This window comes from Nostoc sp. DedSLP04 (assembly GCF_034530775.1).
In the GTDB taxonomy this organism is placed as follows: domain Bacteria; phylum Cyanobacteriota; class Cyanobacteriia; order Cyanobacteriales; family Nostocaceae; genus Nostoc.
On sequence record NZ_JAVRCL010000005.1, the window covers coordinates 69,905 to 86,819 of the forward strand.

The window sequence follows — 16,915 nt, forward strand, 5'->3', positions numbered from 1 at the left end:
CGATCTCTTGCCTCACTTGCAGATTTACCTCTCGTCTGGTCATTTGCTTACTGGAGTACCAAGACGTTTGTCATGGCTGTAATATTACACTTTCTGCGACAGACTGGTTGTTGGTGGTTTGTATTGGCAGCAAGTAAACTCTTTTAGCAACAATCTCCAGTACTTGGTAAAGAATACGTCCCAACTGGAAGTTCTGATATAAAATGACAATGGTGTTTAATATACTTAGTGAAATTGTAAGTTTTGCTACTTCTGGCATTTCCAGAACGATCGCCACAATTGCCAAGAGACAATAGCCAACCATCGCCATCATGGCTAACTGTGACATTCTCAAGGCACACCGCACCCGCAAAACTCTTTTGTTACCTCCATGATTTTCAGCACATACTTTCAGCTGAATTTTTGACCAAATCCCCTGGTAAATCTCTAAATCCCAGTCGCTCCAGCCTCGATCCATCGCAATGAAATACTTGCAAGGCAAGAGTAAATCCATCACTTTTTGCAGCAGATTCTCCTTCTCTATTCCTGCATCTGTCCAATAGGACAACTCATAGGCGCGATCGCGCCAGGAAATATTTACTTTGTGCGCTGGCGAATCAAATTGAATTAAATCTGCTTGAGTTAGTGTTTGAGTCATTTTTTTTAATGCTTCTATTTTTATTTACAGTTCATCAAACTTTATCGGCTCGGCTTTCTTAAGTTCTTTGATTCGCCATTTATAGCGTTCTATACTACGTACAAGCGGCCCCAGGTAAATCAGTAGTGCCACCAGCAACCGTGCCCTTCTTTTGAGAAAGCGAGAGTCAATCCGCGCTTGTATAGCACCAGCTACACACCAGCTAAAAGAGATAAGGAACATTGCTGCACCCAACCAGGGGCGATCGCCAGATAAAAGCGCAGACACCAAGAGGATAAAAGCTGCGACATTCCACTCCAGTGTCAGTGGCAGGTAAGAAATCAGAGACGAGGAAGGCTCGTACAAGGTTTGAAACAGACCGCGACCAAACACCCCAGAGTAGATAATTGGTTGACCAATACGAAGAAATGCCGATAAATCTCCATAGATTCTCCCCAACCAAGAAGGCTGTCCCAGAAGGTTAAAGCGGTAGGGATGCTGAAAATAAACGAGCGCTTCTGCCTTGCCATAACCTTGCTGCTGTTTGAGATAGGCTGCTACTGTATTTCGGCGAAAATGCCATACGATTGCCGTTGGGCTAAAACCAATGGTGTAACCTCGATCTTGCAGTCGCCAGCAGATATCGACATCATCCCCAGCAGTACGAAATATCGGGTTGAAGCCGTTAATTTCTTGTAGAACCTCCCGACGAAAAGCCATGTTACAGCCAGCAATATGTTCGGCTACTTCATCACTCAAAAGTATGTGGGTAGGTACGCCAGGTGAGACAGCAACGCAGGCGGGAACAAGAGAGTCTTCCGGGGGAGATAAGTTTGGCCCGCCTACGGCAGCTACACCAGAGGAGAGATTGGCGACCAGATAGGTGAGCCAGTCTGGATCTGCCATACAATCAGAATCGGTATAGGCGACAATCTCGCCAGTTGCGGCGGTCATACCAACGTTGCGGGCGACGCTTAGTCCTTTATTTTCTTGGCTAATTAGCCGTACATAGTCGTAACGCTGAGTAATTTCTAAAGTGCGATCGCTCGATCCATCATTAACTACAATGACTTCATAGTTGGGATAGTTGAGTTCTTTGAGAGAAGCTAGACAACTATCCATCGTGCGTTCAGCATTGTAAGCGCAGACAATCACTGAGACTTTCGGATACTCAGGTAGCGCTGGCGGTAGAGGCGCTGTGTAATACTGCTGAACTGTCTCAAAGGCAGGCTTTTTGAGCCGTTCGGCGTCAACTAGACCAAAAGCCCAGTCCTGTATGGCATATCCGCCGGTAAACCATTCATCCGTCCAAGAAAATATTATTGTCCCGGCTGCTCCCATCTCAAAACTAGATGACAGCTTTTGAGAGAGAATTTCGGCTTGGGCTTGGGCTCCTTCACGCATTGAGTCAACGCCAAACTCACTCAGCACTAGAGGTTTATCCTCGGCTAGGTTATGGAGTCGTGAGAGGTAGCGGCGAAAATCTGTTTCCCGATGCAGGTAAACGTTAAAGCATGAGAAATCAGTAAAGTCAATATTTAAATACTCTGTAGAGGGGTAATTGGCATAGCTCACCAAACCTTCGGAATCGCAGTCTTTTGCTACCGCCATTAACTCTTTAATAAAAGCTCGAACTGGTTTTGCTCCATGCCATCGGACAATATCTGGAGGAATTTCATTGCCCACCAAATAGGCAAAGGTAGCGGGATGATTCCGGCAAACTTTAACTCCTTGAACAATGCAGTTACGGATTTCTGCTTTTACAGCAGAAGAGTTAAGGAAGGCAATATGCTGAGACCAAGGTATACCAATTAACAGCCTCAGACCAGAGATTGCAGCTAGATCCAACAGCCAATCAGGTGGAACAGTATAGGTACGCACACAGTTAGCCCCCATTTCTGCCATCATGGCGAAATCTTTTTCCACAACTGATTTTTCTGGAAAAGATTCACCGTGGCTACCAATGGAGAAAGGGCCGTAACTAACTCCTTTAAGAAAAAACTTTTTATCCTTAATAAAGAAAAACTTACCTTTTGCTGTGACTACCTCGCCTTGTGCAAGTGGTTCAGCACAGAAGCCAGAAGGTGTTGAAGTCAAGTTTCGCAAATTACCCCCGACAATTCCCTGCAAATTTATTTCCTTGTTACTGAAACGCTACGTCAATTGGCTCAAAAAAAGAAACACACATATACTTAGTTCAATGCATTGGCAGCATATTTTGCGTTAGTACCACCACAATCGCTATTAATTAACAACATTGCAATATTTAATACTGTGTCAGAAGTACGTTTGCGATCGCGTTTACGAAAATGTATGAATTAACGTATACTTTTAGTCCAGTTTTGTATCCAGTTGGTCGATCAAACTAGCAACGTTAGTTACTGAGTCAGTTCAAAAATGTGTAGTTGAATACATAGATTCAGGCTTCAATTTCAGCCAATGAACGAAATTTTGCTAAAAATTTTATACTACACATACTAACTCGGAAAAGAGTAGTTTAAAACTTGTTACTACTATCCTTCATAAAGCTGCTAGCTGCCGTATCTCATCAATATTTTAGGGGTGGGTAACAATAACGTTGCTAAAAGACTCTCTGGTACGGTGGGAGTTACTTTACAAGCACTATTAAGACAATCTACCAATAACTGACTGGCAGTGTAGTACTGCTTGAGTATTTCTTTGTGCTCCTCGCTGAACTGCCATTGATGACCAATGTTGCGACACTGAACTATCGTCAACCTCAAATTATTAGCCCAAGTTTGACCGTTAGCATTCCACCATTCTTTTAACTTTTCTCTGCCTTGAACTGGGGTTGGTAATTGTTCTTTGAGTTTTTGCAAAGAATGCTGTAACTCAGGGTGACAGACAAGAATTCGGTCATCAGAAAGAGCAAAGTTTAAAGCCAAAACTCGATCTAAAGTTGGCTCGTTAGAGAGGGCAACGCTTAAGTGAAGGGCACACTGAAGAGTTATATCTAGAGCTAAATCAGGGGTAAGATTGCTAGTAAGTCTGAGATCGATGCCAAGAGAAAAAGCCAAGTCATTAGTCAAGCTCAAATCGTCGAGAAGTTCTAGGGTTAGATAAAAGGCACGAATAGCTACTCTTTTATGAGTAGACTGAACTGAAAGAGACTTATGGTTAAGCCAGTTGAAGAAATTTTCTAATTGCCGATCGAAGGCGACAAGCCGATCGATATGTTGCTTCATTAATTGCAACAGACAAGTGGGATTATCTAACATCCCAACGGTTAGTAAAAAAATTTTGCGCCAACGTGGTTCAGTTAAATGACTAACCAGATCGATTAATTTTTTTTCTAATATTTGGGGGTTAGCCCTAGTAACAATATTTTTAGCTGTTAAATACTCCTGAAAAGCTATATGCGAAAACGAGTAAATTCCCTGCGCCTGCTCTATTAGTAATCCATGTGTCTCAAGCAATTTTAGCACTGCTTCACTGTTGAGTTGCAGCATACCAGGCTCAGTTTGGGCTATGGGTAAGTTACAGAGGTAGTCCGTAATGTATTGCTCGACAATACTTTGTGTGAAAAAGTAATGACCTTGTTTAAACGTACTAGCAGCAATTTGACTCAGCAGTTCAATCTTCTGAGCTAAAGACAAATGAAGATAAATTTCATCTCGTTTAATATTCCTCACTTTATCCCAGCGATTGAGCAAAATGTCCAATCCTTGTCTGTAAAATTCGACCCTTCTAATTGGAAAGTCCGAGCCAGCTTGAAACACACAACAAGCCAAATTAAGCAAAAGTGGTCTGACAGCTAGTTCTCGAATTTGTTGATTCTCTAATAACTGTAATTTTTGCACGAACTGACAAGCTAAGGCTTTTCCTTTTTCGATGGAATTTTTGCTAACGTTGACAAACCAATTTTGCACAAAAGCCTCAATTTGATAACAATTAAAATCAGCAATTTCAACATCGCTAAATTCTTCAAACTGATACTGTTGATAACCGATACGACATGTTAGAATTAATTTATTTTGGTAATAAGTTGCAGCAAAACTGCGAATTTTAGTTATGATTTTGGCGTTATCATCTTCTGGAATTTCATCTAAGCCATCCAGTAGAATTAATATTTTGCCACTAACTAGTAATGTTTGAATTTCTTGGTCTGAAGCACCGCAGTTGGCAAGCTCTTGACTAATATAGTTCAATAAACTGTAATTTCCGGATTCTCTAGCATCCTCGGCAAAGTTTTTCAAGCGAATAAAAATTGGTATCCGGTCTGATAGTAATTTGCCTTGATTGCATTGCATAGCAATATACTGTAAAAACGTGGTTTTACCAGACCCTGGTTTACCTAGTACCATGAGTTTGGGATAGGTGATAACTGCTTGGATTGCAGAAACTCGTTCTTGATAAAGTTGATTAAAAGCAAAACAGTCGAACTCTTCGGGAATGAAGCTTTGGAGATCGAGGATATCTACCCATCTTCGACTTGTAATATGATTCAGAATATTGGTGCTGACATAAATTTCTTCTAGTTGAATTGGTCGATCGATATCCAACAACCGCGTAGTGCCACATTGGGATTTAATCTTATCACTTAGACGCGATCGCAACATTTGCACTAAGCTTTCGGTATCTTGGCAGTTTTCCCATTCTTGGTTGTTTTCTGTCAGTAGCTTCTGATTGGGTAGTTCAGCAATATCTTGCCAATCTAAACCGAGTCGAAAGCATATTTCCATAAAGTTCTGACGCTCAATCGGCTTGCCTGTAAAAAATTTCCAGATTGGTTGCCGAGTCTCAAGTCCTATCTCGCTAGCTAAATATTCTTGCGTCCATTCTCTAATTTTAAAAGCCTTTTTTGCTTTCTCAATACCTACAATAGATGCTTTCAACGAACGTCGTGCCATAAACCAGTTTTTTAATCTCCAGTTATTAACTTAAGGAAATATTTAATTAATTAATTATTGATTCATAATTATGTCACTTTCATGTTTAAGTTTTATCAATTTTTTTTGATATATTTAAATAAAAAATTGTAACCAACGTAATCGATGTAGTTGCACTGATATTTATTAATACGATCGGTTTAATTACTGGCTTTTAAAACTAACTAATTTATTTCGGGGCTTTCTTCCCTCTTATGGCTTATATTTTACCTTTCTTTTGAAAAAAATGTTTTTTATGATTCGTGATTTTAAATACGAATTAAAACAATTTAATTGAAAGTAGGAAAAGTAGGAAAGGTAGGAAAAGTAGGATAGATATACAAATTCAAGCAAACTCATCTGATATAACTTATACGTTAAGTCATACATCCTCCTGAACGCGATCGCAAACAGATTTATTGGATTCATCCTTTATTTAGAAAAACCTTGCTATTAGGTATCCCAAAAGACAGTTGCTATTTTCTCCAGTACTGAATGTAAACTTTCAGATTATTTTCAGATTGCGATCGCCTTGATAAAATTATCAAAGTTTTACCTTAAAAAGCGACACCAAGGCCATCTTTAGCAGTGCTATCTGCGAAACTTTATGCCAAAAGGGGGAAGCAAAAAGTCCAAAAACCTCTCTTATCTGCATCTCTGCGATCTCAACGATCAGTTTTTAAGCGGACACGGTATCAACTAGCTACGCCTACGCAGGTATACTTTAAAAATTGTGAATTATACCACAATCTGAATAAAACAGTTGTGTTTGCTATTTCGAGTTGCTTAACCTAACTATGATAGAAGTTGCACTATAGGACTCATATTTGATTTCTGAAAAAACTCAGTACACCTTTATTCCTATCTTCCCAGTCCCCAGTCCCCGCTCCTTACGAGTAATCAGGAATCAAATAGGATTGCTATATTACCAGGAGAAAACATAACCTGGCAAATAAAACCTCTTTTCGTCAATTATGACCGAGAAATACTAAGATTTTAAATTTGGTGGCTTTTTTATAGATAATTATAGTGGGGAATTATCAGCTAAATCCGCTTACAAATAAAAAGCCATGAAAGAAAAACCTAAACAACAAATCCGTATATGGGCGATGTTGTGTCATCTCTCGGCTTTTCTAGGGTGGATATTATTGGGTTTTTTGGTATTTATTGGCATTCCTTTATATATACCTTTAAATATTTTGCCTCCATTCATAATTTGGCACTTTAAAAAATCTCAATATCCTTGGATTGATTTACAAGGTAAGGAATCCTTAAATTTTCAAATTTCTTTAACTTTTTATACTTTTATTGCGATTGCAATATCCTTAATTTTAGTAGTAACTAGCTTGAGTCTAGCAGTGACTACTAATGGTTCAATTAATCAAATAAAAAATACTTTAGATAATTTATTAATTATACTTATGTCATTAATTTTATTCAAACTGTTACTACAATCCTTTGTAGTGACTTTTGCTGCTGTTAAAGCTTACAATGGCGAGCATTATCGTTACCCCTTTACAATTAGAGTTTTACGATAAGCCTATCTGATAGTATACTAGATTCAAAAGAGCGATCGCTAGATATTATCAACTCAATATCAACCGCAAAGCAGGAGGAAAATATTGCCAATAAACTTTGATATAACTACATATTAGAGATAAATTATAAGTAAACAATAAGTTGCATAAATATGAGGATAAAAATTAGATGATTGGAGTTGCGATCGCCGGCACTGGATTTGGTCAAAAAGTCCATATACCCGGATTCCAAGCACATTCTCGGACTGAGGTAGTTGCTGTTTATCACCGCGATATAAATAAAGCCAAAGCCATAGCAGAATCTCATAATATTCGTCACGCTTTCGACTCACTTGCAGATATTGTGGCATTACCAGAAGTGCAAGCTGTCAGTATTTCGACACCGCCTTTTTTGCATTATGAAATGGCAAAAACTGTACTGCAAGCTGGCAAACATTTATTACTAGAAAAACCAACAGCTTTAAATGCATTTGAAGCGAAAGAACTTTATCAGTTAGCTAAAGCAAAAAGTGTCATTGCAACTGTAGACTTTGAATTTCGCTTTGTACCAGCATGGCAATTGTTTGCAGAATTATTGTCAGAAAAATATGTAGGTGAGTTACGCCTCATTAAAATTGATTGGTTAGGTTCTTCTCGTGCTGATGTTTCACGCCCTTGGAATTGGTATTCTGAGAAAGAGAAAGGAGGCGGTGCATTGGGATCTTTGGGTTCTCACGCCTTCGATTATATTCACTGGTTATTCGGACCAGTGCGTAGATTAAACGCTCATTTAACTACTGCTATTCCTACACGAGTTGACCCGATTAGCGGGGAATCTAAAGCAGTGAATACAGATGACAACTGTATATTAACGCTGGAATTAGCCAATGGTACACCTTGCCAACTTTCTATCAGTGCGGTTGTTCATGCAGCAAGAACGCATTGGGTAGAAGTATATGGCGATCGCGGTACATTAATTGTAGGCAGTGAAAATCAAAAAGATTATATACATGGTTTTCGTGTTTGGGGTTCCCAGCCAGGTAAATCTCTAACAGAAATAGAAATACCGAATCGGTTAATTTTTCCCAAAAATTATGCTGATGGCCGGATTTCAGCATTTATCCGCGTAGTAGACCAATGGGTGCAAGGAATTGACCGCAATCAGGAAATTACACCATCACTACGCGAAGGAATTTATTCTCAGCTGTTGATGGATTTATCTCATGAATCGCATCAAAAAGCAAGTTGGGTAGACGTACCCAGCTTGGAAAGATTTCTGAGTAACTAGAAAACAAATGAGCAAAACTCCCCGCATTCGTATCCCACCGGAAGTCAAAAAATATGTTTTTCAACGCGACCAATATCAATGCCGAAGCTGCGGTAAAACTAATGTAGAAACTAACCTCAGCATCGACCATATCATTCCCCTTGTCCGTGGGGGTCAAAATGATATCAGCAATTTACAAACCCTCTGTTTAACCTGTAATCAGCAGAAAACAGACAATATCGATCTCCGCTTCCGGCGATATTTTGAACTTTAGGTTACGATGGTATGAGCTATTAGTTTCTCCTCATTTCTATGCCTCAAAATCAAAATAGCAATTCCCTAATATTTCTCAATATTAGAACTACCCTTTTTTACTTCTTCACTATCATAGCTATTTTTGCAGTAGCCTTTCCCTGGTTATATGAGATTAAAACGAAAGCTGGGATCGATATATCACCTGGACGCCACGCAGGAACATTTTTTGAAAAACATACCCGTGGAATCTTTAAGTGTGAGTGGCTTTATCCCTACCATTGCGATCGCTCTCACGTTAGGTAATATCATTTCCGATTCAATACTTGTCATTGCGATCGCAACGTTCGCAAAGCGTCTCGTAGAGAAGAGAAGCAATCCCAACACCCTTGCGATTGCTTCTCTACACTTCGTTCCGTACCCTACGGGAACGCCAAGGCGAACGCAATGACATATCAAAACTAATTTCCCGGACATGGATTATATAATATCATGTCCAAGAAATCAAACTGAATAAAAATGTTCTTTCGTAGTAAAGACTTTAGTCCTGGCTTTGGGGACTGAAGTCCTCACTACAAACTGCTTATTATGGCTGAAGTTGACATCAATGTAGCGCTGTGAGTCCCTACATCTATTTCAACTGATTTGAGATCGAGCTAACATCAACGGCTAACTTTTTACCCAACTTGAGCAACTGAAGACACTGATTATCTGCTTCATTACCAAGGGCAGTTATACACACTGGTGCTATTTGACTTTGCAGACAACTAAAGTATAGTTCCTGCGATCGCTGTAGGGAAATATGAATATTTAGTTGATCCCCGACATCAATCAATCGCTCCAATAGTTGGATATCTGCATTAAAGCTATCATTGGCATCGTGCAACAATTGCCAGAGCGATCGCGCAATTAACTGTTCTAACATTTGCTTCCCGTCGGGAATATTCAGCCGACAACGCAGATGTTTTGCTTCAGTAGCGATCGCCTCTAATTCTAAGATGTGATTCCAACTTTTTTGGGGATCGGCAATCTCTTGCTCAAGCGATCGTAATGTCATCAAACAGCGATGCCCTAAAGCAATATCTGCTGCCACCTGCAATTCTTGCGGTACTGCGATTTCATCGCGATGAAACGCCATCAGCACACCGTAATTATCACGATAGGCTTGAGTATATAATTGTCCTAAACGTGCCAGTGTTTCCTGGCTCAACAACCGCATAATCCGGTGGCGTTCTTCAGCAAATAGATTTTGCAAGTTAAAAGCTTCTTTTCCAAATAGCTGTGTCATCGCCAAGATCGTATGAGCCGCACTAGCTTGTTTTAGCGCTCCAAACAGCTTTTCTTTTAATTTGCTGTAGTCACGCCGCCCAGTAAATTGTTGAATGCCACAGTGGAAATCCCAGCCTCCCAAATGTAGAACTGCAAATACCAAATGCTCACTTTCCCAAGTAATCTCTGATACTAGCTTTAAATTTCCCACAGCCAGAGTTAGCGATCCCATCCGTTGCAGTTGGTAATCTAGCTCATTGGCAGCATAGCAATAAACCCGCTTCTGGTAACGCTGAGACTGTTTGTCAGCAGCATCTTTTCTCGGTAGAGAATTATGTGTTTCTGCTGGTTTCTGATTGGTAAACAGGGAAGTAATGGCGTAATGGGCTGCAACTTGCTTAAAGCCAAGTTGGGCAGTTAACACTAGTTGCCGATAAATTTCCGCACCGTGTTTGAACTGATCCACATTACTGGGGGCTAAACCTAGATGTTTGACGAAGCCTTTTTCTAGCTGCACGCCGGCCACTTCCCCTGCCAATTCCAAAGCACGGGCGGCATAGCGCAGAATTTGTGTCCCTTCTGGACGGGAAATTTCTTCAAAAAACCAGCCACAACTAGTGAACATCAACAAAGCATGACGCTGCATTTCTAACAAGCGCAAAGCGTCTACTTGTTCGGCTGCGGTTAGTTTGTGAGTTTGATGACGGGCGAGAAAACGGTTGACATTGCCAGCAGAGCGATCGCGTATTACTTGGATATATTCATCTCGCGCTAGCCAGGGATCGCGAAATAACTGTCTACCATGTTCTGCATACACTTCAGTTAGCCGATCCCGCAGCCAATTTAGAGCATCCCGCAGTGGACGACGCCATTTCTGATGCCAAACTGAGCCTTCCCCACCGCAACCACAGTCATCCTCCCATCTGCCGACACCGTGGGCGCAACTCCAGGCTGTGACTGACTTTAATTCCACTTCCCAACTGGGAGAATTTAAGCTCAGGTAGTGGGCGAAGTTCGTCACCGTCCAACCCTGTTGAGGAAAGTCTTTGGTAAAGGCGTAGGCTAAAGTTTTCTCAGTTCCCTTTTTGTGATGTCCGAAGGTTTCTCCATCTGTCGCCACAGAAATCAACTGTGCCAGACGATGATCCCCACGTACTGCCGAACCAATACGTCCGGCAAAGTGACTGGAATTATAAACCACATCACTAAAACCCATATCCCGCGATATCGGCCCGTCGTAAAAGAAGATATCAATGTAGGGTAATTCTTCTGTACTACTATCGTTGGGGCTAGTGGCGATCGCCTCCGGCGGGGCGTAGCCCATCGCACTCAGAGGTGAAGATGAAGTGTCTAGTGTGGGCTTCAAATAACAACGGTAGGGACGGGTGGAATCAATCTGACTACCGCCGACTTCGATCCATTCAGGATGGGGACGATCTGGAGTCGGGAGGGGACGGCAACGCAGCGCTTGAGATGGTGCCAGGACAATGAAGCGAATACCTTCAGCAACAAGAGCTTCTAGGGTGGCGTAGTCTACAGCCGTTTCTGCTAACCACATCCCTTCGGGATCGCGGCCAAAGCGGGAGCGGAAGTCTTCTTTACCCCAGCGAATTTGGGTATATTTGTCGCGCTCGTTCGCCAGAGGCATGATGATGTGATTGTATACTTGCGCGATCGCATTGCCGTGACCATGCAAGCGTTGGCTACTCTTGGCATCCGCCTCTAAAATGCGCTGATAAACCTCCACATCGTAGCGTTCTAGCCACGACATCAGCGTTGGGCCAATATTAAAACTGAAATACTCGTAATTATTGACGATCCCCACCACTTCGCCTTGGTCATTTAAGACTCTGGCAAAGGCGTTTGGACGATAGCATTCCCAATGAATCCGCTCATTCCAATCATGGAAAGGTGCAGCGCTCGGTTGGCGTTCAATTGCGTCCAGATAAGGGTTTTCCCTTGGTGGCTGGTAAAAATGACCATGCACCGTCACATAAACACCATTAGCCTTTCTCAGGGGATCGGTTTCGTGAGCGTTTTTGGGATCTGAATGTAATGTTAACGTTGAGCCAGAGCTAGCTGGCATTTCAGCAGCAGAAGTCATGTATATTTATCCAAAACAAAAAACTTACAGTTGCACCGAAAACGTTGTGCGTAAACCTTTCTCCAATGGTTTGAGCGCAAAATCCGGTATAAACAACAACTATGAAATCTAACTAAATTTTTGACAAATCTTCCTCATTGTAGTGGCAAATCTGCGTTATCGCACAGCCCTTTCCCTAAAGGCTTAAATGTAATTAGCCATTGAACAAAGACTCAGTTAGGGGTTTCCTCGTTAGTAGCGCCAATTAAAATTTTAATTGTCTTTTAATATATTAAACCCCATTTTTGGTGTAATATTTTGGCTCAAATTCATAGTTTTGCAACAAAAGATTACGAAAACTCATTATATCGCAATTTTGCTTTACACAACATCTGCAACGGTGAACGGAAAACAGTACAATTTCTGAATTGCTCTACAGGCGGTTGAGAGTATCCTATGGGAGTGCTGAATGAAAGTGATTGTTAATTCAACACTCCAAATTTGAAACTTAGGATTGCTCGCTGTGAATGATACCCTCAACTTAAGACAACAAATGTCAACCAAAAACATTATTCTTTTCGCTTTACTTCTGTTTATCCCAGTTTCCTTAGCAGCCCACTTTCTGGAGTGGGGAGAATTGGCAGTTTTCATTACAGCCGGATTAGCCATTCTGCCCTTAGCAGCTTGGATGGGTACAGCGACAGAAGAAATTGCTGTCGTAGTTGGGCCATCGCTGGGGGGCTTGTTAAACGCCACCTTTGGCAATGCTACAGAATTAATTATTGCCCTAGTAGCGTTGAACGCTGGGTTAATAGATGTAGTCAAAGCTAGTATCACGGGATCGATTATTAGCAACTTACTACTAGTGATGGGTTTTTCCATGCTTTTGGGAGGACTGCGCTACAAAGAACAGACATTTCAGCCAATTGTGGCGCGGGTGAATGCTGCTTCGATGAATTTGGCAGTGATTGCGATTTTGATGCCAACAGCAATGAACTATACTTCTCAAGGAATTAACGAACAAACATTGCAAAATCTTTCTATTGCTGTTGCCGTAGTTTTAATCTTGGTTTACGCCCTAACGCTGCTATTTTCGATGAGAACCCACTCCTATTTATATGATGTGGGTGTTGCGGAAACAGAAGAAGAGGAGATTCCTCATAAAAAACCAAATATGATGTTGTGGGTTGGCGTGCTGCTAGTATGTACCTTACTAGTAGCACTTGAGTCAGAAATGTTGGTCGATTCTCTGGAAGTGGCTACATCTCAGCTAGGTTTAACGGCGCTGTTTACAGGGGTGATATTAGTTCCCATCGTCGGTAACGCGGCAGAACACGCTACAGCAGTCACCGTGGCGATGAAAGACAAGATGGATCTTTCTCTTTCGGTAGCTGTGGGATCGAGTATGCAGATTGCCTTATTTGTTGCACCCGTGTTAGTTATAGCAGGGCGGGTATTGGGGCAACCAATGGATTTGGATTTCAAACCCTTTGAATTAGTCGCTGTAGTTGTGTCAGTGTTGATTGCCAACAGTATTAGTTCCGACGGAAAGTCTAATTGGCTGGAAGGCACTTTGTTATTAGCTGCTTATACAGTGTTGGGGTTCGCCTTTTACTTCCATCCAGTTATGGAAGGTATGGGGTAGTTAGCAGGGCGGAAGTTAGAAAGAGGAAAAGGGGCAGGGGGCAGGGAGCAGGGGGAAACCCTATAAATAAATTTACTTTCTCTGTACCTTTTTATTTCTCCTAAAAAGTTCGTAGTAAGGAATTTAGTGCTTATCTTCTAAGCACGCTTTGTGCTTAGTACAAACCCTCAAAACGAGCTTATTGTACTAGTTAGTAGTGCGACGCCGAATAGCCCGTCGTAGAGATCGCTCATATTTTAACGGATTCGTAAAAGTCTCCACCCTTAACGCCAGTAAAATAAAGAGATATAAGAGCGATCGCCTGTATGAGCTACTGCCTTAACCCTCATTGTCCTAAGCCTGAAAATCCCAATCATGTCAATTTTTGCGTGACTTGCGGTACCAAGTTACTCCTCAAAGAACGTTATCGTGCTATCAAACCAATTGGACAAGGTGGTTTTGGCAAAACTTTCTTAGCTATGGATGAGGATAAACCCTCAAAACCACGCTGCGTAATTAAGCAATTTTATCCTCAATCTCAAGGCACTAGCACTCTGGCAAAAGCCGTAGAGTTATTTAATCAAGAAGCGGTGCAGTTAGATGAATTGGGCAAACATCCCCAAATTCCCGAACTACTGGCATATTTTACCCAAGAAGCTCGGCAGTATCTTGTACAAGAATTTATCGACGGGCAAAACTTAGCTCAGGAATTGGCACATAGAGGTGCTTTTAGTGAAATAGAAATTTGGCAACTATTAAACGATTTATTATCAGTTTTACAATTTTGTCACGCCAAACACGTAATTCACCGCGATATTAAACCAGAAAATATTATTTTACGCGAGAGCGATCGCAAACTAGTATTAGTAGATTTTGGTGCTGCTAAATCTGCCACTGGCGCTGCCTTAAGTAAAACTGGTACTACTATTGGTAGCCCAGAATATGTTGCCCCGGAACAAATGAGAGGTAGGGCTATTTTTGCTAGTGATATTTATAGTTTAGGTGCGACTTGTATTAATTTATTAACAGCGCGATCGCCCTTCGATTCTTATGATACCAGCAACGATACTTGGGTTTGGCAGCAATATTTACAAACTCCTGTTAGTAATCAGTTGAGTCGCATTCTCAACAAGATGCTAGAAAGTATTCCAATTCGGCGTTATCAAACAGTAGATGAAGTTCTCAAAGACTTAAATCAACAGCCACAAGTAGCAGCACCAGCGATTGCACCAAAGCCTATCTCTCAATCACCACCAAATTCTCCACCCGCTTTTTTATCGAAATCTCCTAGTCAACTTGAGAAAGAATTAGAAGAAATGAAAACCCAATTTATGGGTAGTAGTAAACCTCAACCAAATAAAATACAGCCACCAAACCCGACACCTCAGCCTTCTAGTAAAAGCAAAATAGATGAAGAATTAGAAGAATTAAAAACCAAATATCTTGGTAATAATAACTCTTAATATTAAGGTAGTGAAAAAGACATAAGCTGTTATACATCTAAGAAAGCACATTTAGGCAGCAGAGAGGCAGAGGAACAAGAGAGAAAGATTGATGCCTTTTCTCTAAAATGAAAAATATGCAAGTTAATTAGACCTCTTGCATAAATCAAAAATAAAGAACCCCACCCCGCATTTGAGTAAGACAAACACTCCCCTCCTCGCAAGCAAAGAGGGATTGGGGGTGGGGTGTTAAGGACTTTTGCAAGAGGTCTAATGTGTATTAGCTTAACAATTAACAGTGATAACTGAACAAAAAAAGTGGCTCTTTACAGAGCCACTTTAAAATTTACAATTTAAAACTCTCTAAACTTTTGGAGAAGTTGTAGGTGTTGTAGGTGTAGTTGGTTCTGAAGTTTGCAGCTCTCTTGGTGTGGAAGTTTGCACTGATGCTTCAGAAATCGGTGTCCATTCGGTGTGGAAAGCTCCGGGCTTATCAAGTCGCTCGTAGGTGTGCGCCCCGAAGTAGTCGCGTTGAGCTTGAGTGAGGTTTTGGGGCAAGCGATCGCGTCGATAGCTGTCAAAATAATCTAATGACGCACTGAATGCTGGCACTGGAATTCCCAGTTTTGCTGCTGTTGCCAACACTTCCCGCCAAGCTGTTTGTCTGTCGAGAATCGTCTGCTTGAATTCCGGGGCTAATAGCAGGTTAGGTGGCGCTGGATTTTCGTTAAATGCCTTCTTAATCTTATTCAAAAATCCAGCACGAATAATACAGCCACCCTTCCAAATCCGTGCCATTTCACCTAAATTCAAGTTAAAATTATAGGTTTTTGAAGCTGTAGCTAGCAGTGCCATGCCCTGAGCGTAAGAACAGATTTTAGAGCAATACAGGGCATCCCGCACCATGTTGATAAAGGCTTTGGTATCTCCCTCATACTTGCCAGAAGGGCCTGTAAGTATCTTGGATGCTGCTACCCGTTCTTTTTTGAAGGAAGACATGATCCGGGCGTTCACCGCTGCAATGATTGTTGGTACAGAAACACCCAAATCCATTGCAGTTTGCACTGTCCAGCGTCCGGTTCCCTTTTGCCCTGCGGCATCAACAATCAAATCGACTAAGGGTAGATTTGTTTCTGGATCAATGTAGGGGAAAATCTTTGCCGTAATTTCAATCAAAAACGAATTGAGTTCGTCGGTAGTGTTCCATTCGGTAAAAACTTCGTGTAGCTGATTATGGTCTAGTCCAGCAACATTTTTCAGCAAGTCGTAGGCTTCAGCAATCAGCTGCATATCGCCATACTCAATGCCGTTGTGTACCATTTTGACGTAGTGACCGGCGCCACCAGGACCACAATAGGTTACGCAAGGACCATCGTCAACTTGGGCAGCAATTTTATTAAAAATTGGCGATAGATACTCGTAGGAGCTTTCTGTACCTCCTGGCATGAGTGAAGGCCCATTTAGCGCACCTTCTTCACCACCGCTGACACCCATCCCGATAAACCGAAGTCCAGCCGGTTCTAGTTCCTGAGTGCGTCGTTCCGTATCTTCAAACCAAGAGTTGCCACCGTCGATAATGATATCGCCTTCGTCTAACAAAGGTTTGAGTTGAGCAATCACCGCATCCACTGGCTTACCAGCTTGCACCATCACTAGAATTTTGCGGGGACGTTCCAATAAGGCAACGAATTCTTCTAGAGTAAAGGCGGCTTTGACGTTCCGTCCTGGCGCACGCTGCGCCATAAACGCATCCGTTTTTTCTCGGGAGCGGTTGTAAACTGCAATTGGGAAGCCATTGCGCTCTACGTTTAGAGCGATGTTCTCACCCATAACGGCTAATCCAATCACACCAAAGCTTTGTAGTGTCATAAAAAATTTCTGGCTAACTCTTGCAGATCCTTTTACTTTAAGGGTAGTCCGATATTTTCCCTTCTCTCCTAAAGAAGACCTTAAGAC

The 16,915-nt window shown here is 41.6% G+C and carries 10 protein-coding genes and 1 pseudogene; 6 read left to right on the forward strand and 5 right to left on the reverse strand.

Annotated elements, in window-relative coordinates; translation table 11 throughout:
• Positions 1–70: 70 nt before the first annotated feature.
• The 3 genes from RMX89_RS04460 to RMX89_RS04470 all read right to left on the reverse strand — a co-directional run bounded on the left by RMX89_RS04460 (position 71) and on the right by RMX89_RS04470 (position 5,487).
• The gene (locus RMX89_RS04460) at positions 71–637 is read right to left on the reverse strand and encodes a hypothetical protein (protein ID WP_322688074.1); all 567 of its coding nucleotides are present in this window, start codon (positions 635–637) and stop codon (positions 71–73) included.
• A 24-nt stretch (positions 638–661) separates the two neighbouring features.
• The gene (locus RMX89_RS04465; RefSeq protein WP_322688075.1) at positions 662–2,746 is read right to left on the reverse strand and encodes a glycosyltransferase; all 2,085 of its coding nucleotides are present in this window, start codon (positions 2,744–2,746) and stop codon (positions 662–664) included.
• Positions 2,747–3,147: 401 nt separating this feature from the next.
• A complete protein-coding gene (locus tag RMX89_RS04470; RefSeq protein ID WP_322688076.1) occupies positions 3,148–5,487 on the reverse strand; it encodes an NACHT domain-containing NTPase in 2,340 nt (779 codons plus the stop codon).
• Between the two features lie 1,088 nt (positions 5,488–6,575).
• On the opposite strand from RMX89_RS04470, the gene RMX89_RS04475 reads away from it, so the two are divergent.
• The 4 genes from RMX89_RS04475 (at position 6,576) to RMX89_RS04495 (ending at position 8,992) form a co-directional block, all read left to right on the forward strand.
• Positions 6,576–7,043, forward strand: a complete 468-nt coding sequence (locus RMX89_RS04475; RefSeq protein WP_322688077.1) for a DUF4870 domain-containing protein — start codon at positions 6,576–6,578, stop codon at positions 7,041–7,043.
• 169 nt (positions 7,044–7,212) lie between these two features.
• Complete coding sequence (locus RMX89_RS04480) at positions 7,213–8,310, forward strand: Gfo/Idh/MocA family oxidoreductase (protein ID WP_322688078.1); 1,098 nt, start codon at positions 7,213–7,215, stop codon at positions 8,308–8,310.
• A gap of 7 nt (positions 8,311–8,317) precedes the next feature.
• Positions 8,318–8,563: an HNH endonuclease gene (locus tag RMX89_RS04485; protein ID WP_322688079.1), complete on the forward strand. Its 246-nt coding sequence runs from the start codon at positions 8,318–8,320 to the stop codon at positions 8,561–8,563.
• A gap of 207 nt (positions 8,564–8,770) precedes the next feature.
• A complete protein-coding gene (locus RMX89_RS04495; RefSeq protein ID WP_322688152.1) occupies positions 8,771–8,992 on the forward strand; it encodes a hypothetical protein in 222 nt (73 codons plus the stop codon).
• 180 nt (positions 8,993–9,172) lie between these two features.
• Here the strand turns inward: RMX89_RS04495 and RMX89_RS04500 are convergent, their stop codons facing one another.
• Positions 9,173–11,914 carry a DUF3536 domain-containing protein gene (locus RMX89_RS04500; protein ID WP_322688081.1) on the reverse strand — a complete coding sequence of 914 codons (2,742 nt, stop codon included), beginning with the start codon at positions 11,912–11,914 and terminating at the stop codon, positions 9,173–9,175.
• A 532-nt stretch (positions 11,915–12,446) separates the two neighbouring features.
• On the opposite strand from RMX89_RS04500, the gene cax reads away from it, so the two are divergent.
• Positions 12,447–13,538, forward strand: a complete 1,092-nt coding sequence (gene cax, locus RMX89_RS04505) for a calcium/proton exchanger (protein ID WP_322688082.1) — start codon at positions 12,447–12,449, stop codon at positions 13,536–13,538.
• Positions 13,539–13,843: 305 nt separating this feature from the next.
• Positions 13,844–14,980 carry a serine/threonine-protein kinase gene (locus tag RMX89_RS04510; protein ID WP_322688083.1) on the forward strand — a complete coding sequence of 379 codons (1,137 nt, stop codon included), beginning with the start codon at positions 13,844–13,846 and terminating at the stop codon, positions 14,978–14,980.
• A 426-nt stretch (positions 14,981–15,406) separates the two neighbouring features.
• Here the strand turns inward: RMX89_RS04510 and gndA are convergent.
• Positions 15,407–16,828: pseudogene (gene gndA / locus RMX89_RS04515) on the reverse strand (NADP-dependent phosphogluconate dehydrogenase); the annotation flags it as partial.
• Positions 16,829–16,915 lie beyond the last annotated feature (87 nt).